Annotated in this window: 13 protein-coding genes; 5 read left to right on the top strand and 8 right to left on the bottom strand. The window is 62.3% G+C overall.

Annotated features, from left to right (window positions below):
• The 7 genes from EOA85_RS15455 to EOA85_RS15425 all read right to left on the bottom strand — a co-directional run.
• Positions 1-940: HAMP domain-containing histidine kinase (locus tag EOA85_RS15455; protein WP_164759679.1), on the bottom strand; the 940-nt coding region annotated here is incomplete at its 3' end.
• Positions 924-1,589 carry a response regulator transcription factor gene (locus tag EOA85_RS15450; protein WP_029354594.1) on the bottom strand — a complete coding sequence of 222 codons (666 nt, stop codon included), beginning with the start codon at positions 1,587-1,589 and terminating at the stop codon, positions 924-926. The genes EOA85_RS15455 and EOA85_RS15450, both read right to left, overlap by 17 nt.
• Before the next feature lie 121 nt (positions 1,590-1,710).
• Positions 1,711-2,010 carry a hypothetical protein gene (locus tag EOA85_RS15445; protein ID WP_065010428.1) on the bottom strand — a complete coding sequence of 100 codons (300 nt, stop codon included), beginning with the start codon at positions 2,008-2,010 and terminating at the stop codon, positions 1,711-1,713.
• 174 nt (positions 2,011-2,184) lie between these two features.
• A complete protein-coding gene (locus EOA85_RS15440; RefSeq protein ID WP_127210115.1) occupies positions 2,185-2,595 on the bottom strand; it encodes a DUF3168 domain-containing protein in 411 nt (136 codons plus the stop codon).
• A 134-nt stretch (positions 2,596-2,729) separates the two neighbouring features.
• Positions 2,730-2,996: a DUF1488 domain-containing protein gene (locus tag EOA85_RS15435; RefSeq protein WP_127210113.1), complete on the bottom strand. Its 267-nt coding sequence runs from the start codon at positions 2,994-2,996 to the stop codon at positions 2,730-2,732.
• A 13-nt stretch (positions 2,997-3,009) separates the two neighbouring features.
• Complete coding sequence (locus tag EOA85_RS15430) at positions 3,010-3,258, bottom strand: hypothetical protein (RefSeq protein WP_029354601.1); 249 nt, start codon at positions 3,256-3,258, stop codon at positions 3,010-3,012.
• A gap of 256 nt (positions 3,259-3,514) precedes the next feature.
• The gene (locus EOA85_RS15425) at positions 3,515-5,068 is read right to left on the bottom strand and encodes a trimethylamine methyltransferase family protein (RefSeq protein ID WP_127210111.1); all 1,554 of its coding nucleotides are present in this window, start codon (positions 5,066-5,068) and stop codon (positions 3,515-3,517) included.
• A 181-nt stretch (positions 5,069-5,249) separates the two neighbouring features.
• On the opposite strand from EOA85_RS15425, the gene EOA85_RS15420 reads away from it, so the two are divergent.
• From EOA85_RS15420 to EOA85_RS15395, 5 genes are all read left to right on the top strand, one after another.
• The gene (locus tag EOA85_RS15420) at positions 5,250-5,888 is read left to right on the top strand and encodes a TetR/AcrR family transcriptional regulator (RefSeq protein WP_127210109.1); all 639 of its coding nucleotides are present in this window, start codon (positions 5,250-5,252) and stop codon (positions 5,886-5,888) included.
• A gap of 147 nt (positions 5,889-6,035) precedes the next feature.
• The gene (locus EOA85_RS15415) at positions 6,036-8,195 is read left to right on the top strand and encodes a PBP1A family penicillin-binding protein (RefSeq protein WP_127210107.1); all 2,160 of its coding nucleotides are present in this window, start codon (positions 6,036-6,038) and stop codon (positions 8,193-8,195) included.
• Between the two features lie 113 nt (positions 8,196-8,308).
• Complete coding sequence (locus EOA85_RS15410; RefSeq protein ID WP_127210105.1) at positions 8,309-8,893, top strand: DUF1214 domain-containing protein; 585 nt, start codon at positions 8,309-8,311, stop codon at positions 8,891-8,893.
• Positions 8,886-9,434 carry a DUF1254 domain-containing protein gene (locus EOA85_RS15405; RefSeq protein WP_127210103.1) on the top strand — a complete coding sequence of 183 codons (549 nt, stop codon included), beginning with the start codon at positions 8,886-8,888 and terminating at the stop codon, positions 9,432-9,434. Before EOA85_RS15410 ends, EOA85_RS15405 begins: the two co-directional genes overlap by 8 nt.
• A 603-nt stretch (positions 9,435-10,037) precedes the next feature.
• Positions 10,038-11,039, top strand: a complete 1,002-nt coding sequence (locus EOA85_RS15395) for a hypothetical protein (protein ID WP_164759678.1) — start codon at positions 10,038-10,040, stop codon at positions 11,037-11,039.
• Positions 11,040-11,086: 47 nt separating this feature from the next.
• Here the strand turns inward: EOA85_RS15395 and EOA85_RS15390 are convergent.
• A partial coding sequence (locus tag EOA85_RS15390) for a DUF1491 family protein (protein ID WP_127210097.1) occupies positions 11,087-11,225 on the bottom strand: 139 nt, incomplete at its 5' end.

Here is an 11,225-nt window from a genome sequence, read left to right as displayed (position 1 = left end):
GATAATGGTCAACCTGCTTCTGCATCGACGCGGCCTGCTCGGCTATGAGCTGGCCCTTGGCGCCGCCGAGCGCCCGCCCCTCATTGATCACCACCGCCAGCGGCGTCTTCAGCGAATGGGCGAGGTTGCCGACCTGCGTCCGTGAGCGCTCGACAATACGCTTGTTGTTTTCGATCAGCGCGTTGGTCTCGTTGGCGAGCGGCTCGATTTCGGCCGGGAAGCGACCGTCGAGCCTTTGCGCGGTTCCTTCGCGCACCATAGCGAGAGCGTTCCTGACCCGGCGCAATGGCTGCAGGCCCAACAGGATCGCGATGGCGTTGATGGCGATCATGCCGACGCCGAACAGGGAAAGATAGGTCAGCAGGCGACGCTGGAAGGCGCCTATTTCCTGCTCGAGCTCGGTCTTGTTGCCCATGACACGGAAGCGTGCTGCGCGATTTTTCGCGTCGAGAACGAATTCGCTCTCGAAAACTTCCAGTTCCTCGCCATCGATGCCTTCTGTCGCATAGCTGCGCTGGAAGCTGGCATTGAAAGGAACCTCGGCGACGCTTGGCGACAGGATCGCCTCGGTCATCGAGGAGGAGTGCAGCTCACCGCGTACGCCTTCCGACGCAGGCTCCACCGACCAGTACCAGCCGGAATTCGGCTCCGAGAACCGGAGGTCGCCAAGGTCGGGAGCGCCGGTCAGCGACCCGCCTTCGGACACGCCGACCGAGCCGATCAGATTGAACAGATGCGCCGACAGCAGGCTGTCGAAACCACGCTCGCTCGCCTGGCGATAGAGGGTTGTGATCAGCGTGAAGATGACAATCAGGGTGAGTATCGCCCAGACCGTGGAAAAGGCAATCACCCGGAACGCCAGCGAACGCGGCCAGAACCGCAGTGAAAGCGGCGTTCTTGCAGTCTGTTTGAGCGGTTCCGCCTTACGCCTCCGGCTCACGCATTCGATAGCCCATGCCGCGAACGGTTTCTATCATGTCGATGCCCATCTTCTTGCGAAGCCGCCCGACAAAGACCTCGATTGTGTTGGAATCGCGGTCGAAATCCTGATCGTAAAGATGCTCGACCAGTTCGGTCCGGGACACGACCTCGCCCATATGGTGCATCAAATAGGCAAGCAGGCGGAATTCGAGCGACGTCAGCTTCAGTGGCACGCCGTCGACATCGGCCTTGGAGGCCTTGGTGTCGAGCCGCAACGGCCCGCAGGTCAACTCGGACGACGCATGGCCGGCCGCGCGCCGGATCAGCGCTCGGACCCTAGCCAGCACCTCTTCGATGTGGAACGGCTTGGTGACATAATCGTCGGCGCCGGCGTCGATGCCGGATACCTTGTCGCTCCAGCGATCGCGCGCCGTCAGCATCAGGACCGGCATCTTGCGGCCGCCGCGCCGCCAGCGCTCGACCACACTGATGCCGTCCATCTGCGGCAAGCCAATGTCGAGCACGACGGCATCATAGGGTTCGGTGTCTCCGAGGAAATGCCCTTCCTCACCGTCGAAAGCCCGGTCGACGACATAGCCGGCATCGACCAGCGCGTCCGATATCTGCCGGTTGAGATCCTTGTCATCTTCGACAACGAGTACGCGCATGCGGGGATCATACCTGTTGAAGAACTGGCCTGTTGAAGAGCTGCCCTGTTTGAGAGGCTGCCCTGTCGAGAAACTGGGCGTCATCTATAGGCCGATTCCAGCGCCTGGGAAACGGCAGGGATCAGTTAAGCGGAACGACGATCTCGGTGCGGCGCGGACGCTGCCCGTCCTTGCCCGGGACCAGCACGACGATGACGCAGACGGGCTGGCCACCGCGCGTCGACTGCGACGCCTTGGCCAGCGTGCCGCCATTCTGCTCGGCAACCTGCTGACCGATCGCGTAGCAGTCGGAGGCAGCCAGGACGATCGGCCGGTTCTGCTCGGGCACGACGACCGGCAGCGCCGTCGCCTGCGACGCAAGCAGACCGGCAGCGCAGAGCGCCAGTGTCGCGGTTCGGAAATGGGAGCGAAGCGTTTTCATGATCAGCGTCCTAACGCATCGGTGCTGAACGTGAAATGAACAGTGAACGCCTGCAACACATGCCTATCTCCCCCCCTGAAACGCGAGACAACCGACCCTATGATTCGCCGCCCTAACCCGGCAAACTCATCCAAGTGCCAGTCTAGACTGTGTTGCAGCCATATTGAAAGCGCGTCAGGCGTTTTCTTCCGTCACGGCGCGAAAGCGCAGCAGCCCGTGACACGCTGAAAGATCCTCGTCGTAACGGGCCTCGGTGAATTCGAGCCTGAGATTGGCGCGGTGATGTTCGTCGAGCGCGAGCGCCGCATCCTGGAGGCGGGTGCTGACTAGGTCCATCGCATCGAGCATCTCTTTCCTGGCCTCGGACTTCGACCAGAAATGCAGCGTGAAAAGCTGCTCGGCATCGTTCTCCGCGCCTGTTGCCCAGTCGTAGACGCTGGTCCGACCGAAGGTCACATAGGGAAACGGGACATTTTCCGGGGAATGGTCGAATAGTTTTGCGCCGACCAATGCCGCTGACAGGGAACCGTCACCGTTCAGCGCTTCGAACAAGGCCTTCTGCAGGGCGGCGGCCGGCGCGGTCATAGTCTTCTCCCTCGCCCGTCACGGCTGAACAGGCCTTCACCCCGTCAGCGATTTCCGCTTGCAGCGTAGCCGCGTTGAAGTTCTGGCGCCAGATCACGGGATTTCCAAGGCCCCGATCGCGCGGACCGTCGGAATTATCGAAAATCGGCTGCGGTCAGCACATACATGCTCTTGCCGGTACGGGCATAAGCATTCCTTGCGACGTCATGTATGGGACCGACGGCCGAATCGAAAGCGGCGAGATATGTGGCTTCGGCTGTCGCCGTCCCCGGCGGTGCCGTCGAGATGGCGGCTGCATCGATAAAGAAAGAAATCTGGGACATGCCGTCATAGCCGACGAAGCGGATCCGTCGGCTCGCCTCGTCGTAGCTTCGGCTTAGGTTTGGAAATGTCAGGGTCATGGCTTGACGGCCGTCAAGCGGCCCCCGCCTTCTTGACTGCGGCCCGCTTTTTCTTGGGAGCGACGGGATTGAGGGCTTCCGCCGCGCGGTCGGCCTCTTCCTTGGCCAGCCGCAGCGCCCGCAACTTTTGGGTCTTAATGGTCCTGGCCTTGGCCTCGGAGACATATTCGGCCGTAGCCTGGTTTCGCTCCGCAGTTTTCTTCTGCTTCTCCATGAAGCGCGCTTCAGCCTTTTCCGTGATACTTTGATTGAATTCCGCCATCGATAAAATATCCCTTTTTGACCGAGGTGATGAAATTGCAATTCGCTCCTAAAATAGGAGTCTCAGCAGAAAAATTCAATTTCCGAGCTATCTTTGATCGCCCAGATTCGTAAAAATAAAGTGCGGAATAATACTATTCGACAGTTTCAACCAGCCCATGAACATTTTTGAGCCATCGGCTCTAAAGAGGTGAGCGGTGGCACCTGACGTGCGCTGGCAGCAACCGCGTCCCCTTTGACGCAGTTACTGAATTAGATCACGACACCGGTGCTGCGCCACCCGCTTCCGTGCGCCGCGCGATGAATTCGTCGAGAACACCTGATGTAGCAGCGGCGGAAGCCGGCGGCCGAAAATCGGCAAGCAGCCGTTTCCAGATGCCGGTCGCGCGCTCCGTGGCGGTTCTTGACCCGGCCTGCGTCCAGTTGCCGAAATTCGACCAGTCGGCGACCAGCGGCTCGTAGAATGCGGTGCGGTAGCGCGCCATTGTGTGCCCGGCCGAGAAGAAATGCCCACCCGGCTGCACTTCAGCGATAGCCTCAAAGCCGATCGCGTCCTCGTCGCCGGGCGTCGCCGCGCAGAGTTCGGCGACCGTCTGCAGCGCCTCGACGTCGGTGATCAGCTTCTCGAAAGAGACGCTCAAGCCGCCTTCGAGCCAGCCAGCGGCATGGATGCAGACCGTTGCACCCGCAAGCACCGAGCCCCACAGCGCGAACTGCGTTTCGTGGGCCGCCTGCGCGTCCGATATGTTGGCGGCGCTGCCGCCGCCGGACCGCCAAGGAAGACCGGTGAAGCGAGCAAGCTGACCGGCGCCGAGCGTCGCCTTGACGTGCTCCGGCGTGCCGAACGCCGGCGCCCCCGACTTCATGTCGACATTGGAGGAGAAGGAACCATAGACGACCGGCGTACCCGGCCGCACGATCTGGGCCAGCGTCAGCCCGGCCAGCGCTTCGGCGTGCTGCAGCGTCAGCGCGCCGGCCACAGTGATCGGCGCCATCGCGCCGGCCAGGCAGAAGGGCGTGATGATCAACACCTGCCCTGCCCTGGCAAAGTCGATGATGCCTTGCGCCATCGGAATGTCGAGCTGGCGAGGCGAATTGGTGTTGATGACGGTGTAGCAATGAGCGCCCGAACGGAATTCGTCCTCCGACAGGCCGCGCGCCAGCCGTAGCATCTCGAAGCCGTCCTCCACCTGCGGCGTGCCGCGCGCGAAGACGAACGGCAACTTGTCCGACAGCGTCAGCTGCGCGCGGTTGACTGCATAGTGGCGGAAGCGGTTGTCGATGTCCTGCGGCTCGATGCAGGGTCCCAGCATGTGCAGCACGTCGAAATGCTGCACCAGGCGGATGAAATCCTCGAAAGCGGCAAGCGTTCCCGGCCGCCGGCCGTGCTCTAGATCGGTGACGTTCGGCGCCCCGGATCCCGCCAGAAACGTCATCGAGCCGAGCTCGAGCGTCAGGTCGCGGGCACGGTCGCCGGCGTGGACACGGATCGATTTCGGCGCCGAAGCCAGTGCCGCCGCGACGATGTCGCGGCCGATGCGCACCATCTGGTTGTGCTCGTCGACCAGCGCACCGGCCCGAGCAAGAATGGTGCGCGCCTCCGGCAGAAGCACCTTGACGCCGAGTTCCTCGAGTACGCGCAGCGCCGTGTCGTGGATCGCGGCGACCTGGTCGACCGAAAAGATCGGCTGCGGCAGGAACGGGTTCTTCAGCGAACGATAGTCCGGCCGGCGGCTGGTCTCGCTGCCGGCCTCGCCGGTTCGTCCGCGCCTGCGTTCGCGCCTGAGATCACGTGCGGCGTCATCGATCATGGCGGATACTCCTCATTGCCGTATGCTTGCCGTATTGCCGTGCCTTGGGGATCGTACGGAGAAGCCGCGATGACGCGCGCCGGCCGATCGGCCCAGTTCTTTGGAGCGGGCAGGATACTTGTACTGTACATATGTGTCTAGTACGGTTGTATGCAGCTCGCCTCATGCCTATTGTGCGGCCATGATCATGATTGCTCCGCAGGACGAGCCGACGCCCGGCAACATCAAGGTGACGCGCTGGGACTGGATCAATCTTGCGCTCCAGACATTGATTTCAGATGGCATCGAAAGCGTGCGCGTGCTGCCGCTCGGCCACAAGCTCGGCGTCTCGCGCTCAAGTTTCTACTGGTATTTCGAGAGCCGTCAGGATCTGCTCGACCAGTTGCTTGCCCATTGGCGGGACACCAACACCAGGGCGATCGTCGAACGCGCACAGCGGCCGGCAGAAAGTATCATCATGGGCGTCATGAACGTGTTCGAATGCTGGGCGGACGAGCGCCTGTTTGATCCCAGGCTCGACTTCGCCATCCGGGAATGGGCGCGGCGCTCCGACGACGTGCGCCGGGCCATCGACCAGGCCGACAATGACCGCCTCGGCGCGATCCGTGACATGTATCGCCGGCATGGCTACGGCGAAGAGGATGCCTTCATCCGCGCCCGTGTGCTCTACTACATGCAGATCGGCTATTATGTGCTCGACCTCAAGGAACCGGTCGAGGCGAGGGTCAGTTATCTCGGCGCCTATCTGCGCAGTTTCACCGGCCAGGAGCCAAGCGATGCCGACGTGGCGCATTTCATGCGCTTTATCGCGGCGCGGTAGGTGGATGCGAGGTGGCATGCGCGACCCTAGTATCAACAAACTGTACCGCGAAAGCTCCCCTCACCCTTGTGAGCGAGGCCAAAATGGACAAATAGTCTGGTACGAGTGCCGCTTCTCAGTGGGGCGTAGCCGCAGCCGGATCTTGGAATGGCCAGTCCTTTGAAATCACGCAAGAGAAGGGGTCCGATTGCCGCAAGGCTGCTGGCGGCGGATGCGTGGTTCGATTCCTCGCTCTACAAGACCGGCTTCAAGTCGCGCCGGTTCTGGGAAGCGGCCACCATTTTTTTCCGGCGCTTCCGCGTCTCCGGCTGGCGCCGCGGCATCATCGAACTGTTGAGCGAAGGCTTCACGCTCGGCGCCGGTGGCATCGTCGTCATGCTGGCACTCGCTTTGCCGGCCTTCCAGGAAACCGCCGGCGACTGGCGCGCCCAGGGCGATTTCGCCATCACCTTCCTCGACCGCTACGGCAATGAGATCGGCCAGCGCGGCATCATCCAGCGCGATTCGGTGCCGGTCGACGAGATGCCCGATCAGGTCATCAAGGCGGTGCTGGCCACCGAGGATCGGCGTTTCTTCGATCACTACGGCATCGACGCGCTCGGCCTTTCGCGCGCGATCTTCGCGAATGTGCGGGCGAATTCCGTGGTGCAGGGCGGCTCGAGCATCACCCAGCAGCTGGCCAAGAACCTGTTCCTGACCAATGAACGGACGTTGGAACGGAAGGTCAAGGAAGCCTTCCTGGCGCTGTGGCTCGAGGCCAATCTGTCGAAGAAGGAGATCCTGCAGCTCTATCTCGACCGCGTCTATATGGGCGGCGGCACGTTCGGCATCGAAGCGGCCGCCGATTTCTATTTCGGCAAAAGCGTCAAGGATGTGAACCTCGCCGAAGCGGCGATGCTGGCCGGCCTGTTCAAGGCACCGACCAAATACGCTCCGCACATTAACCTGCCTGCTGCCAGGGCGCGGGCCAATGTGGTGCTGTCGAATCTCGTCGAAGGCGGCTTCATGAGCGAGGGTCAGGTGCTGCAGGCGCGGCTGCATCCGGCTGAAATCGTCGACCGCGGCGAGCAGAAGAGCCCCGATTACTACCTCGACTGGGCATTCGAAGAGGTCAAGAAGATCGCCGCGAAGTCCGGCCAGCATTCGCTGGTCGCCCACACCACTTTCGACGCCAACATCCAGAAGGCGGCGGAAGAATCGATGGAGTTTCATCTCCGCCAGTTCGGCAAGGAATACAACGTCACCGAAGGCGCCATGGTCGTCATCGAAACCAATGGCGCAGTCAGGGCGATCGTCGGCGGCCGCGACTACGGTGCCAGCCAGTTCAACCGCGCCACCAAGGCGCTGCGCCAGAGCGGCTCATCGTTTAAACCCTACGTATACGCAACGGCGATGGAGCACGGCTTCACGCCGGATTCCGTCGTTTCAGGCGCGCCGATCTCCTGGGGTGCCTGGTCGCCGCACAATTACAATGACGGACGGGCCGGCAAGGTCACGCTGATCACGGCGATGGCCAAATCGATCAACACCGTGCCGGTGCGGCTGGCCAAGAATCATCTCGGTATCAAGCCGATCAAGGCGATGGCGGAAGCCATGGGCGTCGAATCGCCGCTCGAATCGCACAAGACGATGGTGCTCGGCACATCGGGCATGACCGTGATGGACCAGGCGACAGGCTATAGCGTGTTCGCCCAGAACGGCTTTGTCGGCTCTCGGCATGGCGTCACCCAGCTGGTTACTCGTACCGGCGAGGTGGTTTACGATTTCGCCAAGGATGCGCCGCCGCCGCACCGTGTGCTCTCGGAACAGGCGCTGAAATATATGAACACCATGCTGGCGGCGGTGCCGGTGATGGGTACGGCGCGGCGCGCTGCCCTTCCCAATATCGTTTCGGCCGGCAAGACCGGCACCACGCAGTCTTACCGCGACGCCTGGTATGTCGGCTTCACCGGCAACTACACGGCTGCCGTGTGGCTAGGCAATGACGACTTCACCACGACCAACAACATGACCGGCGGCTCGCTGCCGGCGATGGTTTGGCAGCGGCTGATGGTCTATGCGCACCAGAATATCGACCTCAAGCCGATCCCCGGTCTCGATCATCCCTTCGTCGACGAGGAGATCGCCGCCAAGGCCGAGGAAGCGGAAAAGCAGGATGCCGAGCAGGCAGTGGCCGACGCCGCCGCCGAGCGCCCGCCGGTGCTGTCCAGCCAAACCACCCGGGCGCTCAGGGACATCACAAGATTGTTCCAGTCGGCGCCCGTCCTCCAGGCGCCTGCGACGCCGGAGACCCTGTCGGCGCTTTGATGCCGGCACACGGGCCAGGCCACCCTCGCGCCGGCAATTCCACAGAGGTCCGCTTGCCATGGCCCCCTCCCCCGCGATATCCCCGAGCGCACTCCTCTTTCCCGCGGCTCTTCATGCTCAAGAACGCATTCCTGACGCTCCTCGCGCTTGCCATAGCCATCGGCGGCGGCGGCGGCAGCGTCTGGTACGCTCTCAAGACGCAGGATGGCATCGGCGCGATCAGGATCGGCCCATGGACGGCGTTCCCCGATATCGGCACGCGGGCGGCGGATCCTTACTCGAAAGCGCGCGTGGCGCGCGAGGGTGTCCTTGCACTCGGGCAGACAGAAGGCCTGTCCTTTATCGCCGAACGCGATTCCGGCGGCGAACAATTGAAACGCCAATGCGCCTATGAGATCGAAGGCGGATTTCCCACAGCCCGGTTCTGGACCCTCTATGCCGCCGATGAATCGCTCAGCGTGGTCGAGACCGGAAAACCAAGGCTTGCGGCACTTCAATCCTACCAGGTGCTGCGCCAGCCCGACAATTCGGTGGCAATTTCCGTCAGCAACCGCCCCGCACCAGGCAACTGGCTGCTTTCCGACGGCTTCGGCCGGATGTATTTCGTACTGACATTCTACGACACGCCGGTCGCCAGCAGCACGGGTCTTTCGGATATCACGTTGCCGCAGATCCGGAAGGTCGGCTGCAATGCGTAGGCTGCTGCACGCGATCCTGCTCGGCCTGCTTGGCGCCGGCATCGTGCACATCGTCGTGCTGCTGCTCGTTCCGGAATTTTCCGAACGTGATGCGTGGTCGCGGCTGGCCATGGCATCGGACCTCTATAAGATGACCAGGCTGGATGCAGAGGCCGGCGGGACGCCGGTGGTGAGATCCGTCGATCCGCTGTTTTATGCTGCGGCTTGCCGCTTCGATCTGTCCGAAGGGATGGTTCGGGTGAAGGCACCGGGAAACGTCCCGTTCTGGTCCGTATCGGTCTATGACCGCAGCGGACATAACATCTACTCCTTCAACGACCATAGTGCGACCGGAAGGGTGCTGGACAGTATCGTACTGACGCCGGCCCAGATGATCGAGATCCGCAAGGATCTCCCGGAGGAATTGCAAGGAGCAATCTTCGTCGAGGCGCCCATCGACGAAGGCATGTTCGTCATCCGCTCGTTCGTGCCCGATGACAGCTGGAAGCCGATCGTGTCGCGGTTTCTCGAGCGGAGTTCCTGCGAACTGCAGGGCTACTGACGTCAACCGAAGTATGCGGCGGCCGGTTTCCAGCCTGCAGCGATTCAAAGTTAGAGCCTCCTGTACGCGCCGAACAGGGCGCGCGGCCCGCTTTCAAAGTGTTAGAGCATCCTTTGCGCGTCGGACCGGGCCGCGGCGCTCATTCAAGGTGCCTTTGCGCGCGCCCAGCAGGGCGCGCGGGCTCTAATGATGCGGAACAGGCATCGTCCCCGACGACCCCGGCATCGTCCTTGACGAGCCCGGCTTGTCCGGACCGGCGCCTGGCCGCGTTTCGCCCGTCCGTGGCTCGTAGCGGACGCCAGGGAAAATGATCACCGCTGCCGGCGTTCCGGTGTTTCGTTCTGCTCGATTGGTTGCCGCCGTTCGCGGCACGAAAGACAGTACCATGCCCATGGTTCGTGCATTCCTCTCGGTTGCCCCGGAGCACAACGCAACGCCTCCAATCTGATTAAGGACGGCAGTAGGTTAACGGAACGCTAACGGATCGCCGCTAATTTGATGTTTGTTCTGAGGTCAGGAATTCTTGACCCGAGGCAAATGCGAAACCGACACAGTCCCGGTCGAGCATGGTCCAGATTGTGTCGAGTATCGGGCGTATCCTTCGTGTCAGCTTCGGATTTCAGGCAAATCGCTATACGGGCTGAATCGGGAAAGGCCGAAAGGCTGTTCCGCGCCGCGGTGTCGGCGTTCTGTTCGCTCACCCGCCCTTCGCGCCGGGAGATCGCGCAACTTGAGGATTTGACGCTTCCGCTTTTCGCCAATGTGTCGGTCGAATCGCGCCGCTACGTCGCCGCCGCCCTTTCCGAATGCGAATATGCGCCCGCTGCGCTGGTCCGGCGGCTTTGCGAGGAGCCGGTCGACATTGCCGCGCCATTGCTCATCCGCTCGTGCGCGCTCAGCGATATCGACCTGATCGCGCTGATCGGACGGCACGGCCTGCCGCATGCGCGCGCCATCGCGCGCCGCAAGGATCTGAACCCGACCATCGCCCAGCTGATCAGGGCGCTTGAAAAGCCGACGCTGGTGAGCGTGCGGCAGCCGGAGGCAATCGCCAAGACGGCGCCTGAAAGCGCCGAGATCGTCGCACCCAGCCCCGACAGCCAGCAGGTGCCCGGCGCCGCCGCCGAGAATGCACGCCGCCGGCTGCGGTCGTTGATGCGTGCCGATGCTGAGAGCGGCGGCGCGACCGTCAATCCGTTCGCCGGCGCTGAAACCTATGTCAAACTGCGCGAGACGGCGCTGACCGGAAACGCCGCATTCTTCCAAACAGCACTGGCCGACGCGCTCGAAATCGATTTTTCAACGGCGCGGGCGCTCACCGCAAACCAGAACTACACGTCGCTGCTGGCCGCCCTGCGCGCGCTTGATTTCGGCGAAGAGAGGGCGTTCCTGATCACCGCCGCCGTCTATCCCACAGAGTTTCCGCATCCGCAGGCCATCCGCATCTTTCTCGACCGCTACCGACTGCTGCATCGCGACGCGGCGCTGGACAGGCTACGCGGCTGGAAGGCCATTCGCAATGCCGGACCCATCTCGGCAAACGCGGACATCCGTAAAGCGGACAGCGATAATGCTGCCGCCAGGCCTAAGGCGCGTCACGTCTGAAAGAGATTCAGGCGAACGCTTTAAGCCTTTGTTTTCATCCATAATCGTTAGAGCGACTTGACGGAAATAAACTCCTCGACGGGAGCAGCGCCAGCCTCGATCTCGATCACCCAGATGTCGGGATCGAATTTCTTCTCCCTTTCCAGTCGCGCGTCAAAGACGGCGGCATCATCGCCGGCGCCGAGC

This window comes from Mesorhizobium sp. M5C.F.Ca.IN.020.29.1.1 (genome assembly GCF_003997375.1).
GTDB classification, from domain to species: domain Bacteria; phylum Pseudomonadota; class Alphaproteobacteria; order Rhizobiales; family Rhizobiaceae; genus Mesorhizobium; species Mesorhizobium wenxiniae.
This window is presented reverse-complemented; position numbering and strand designations above follow the sequence as displayed.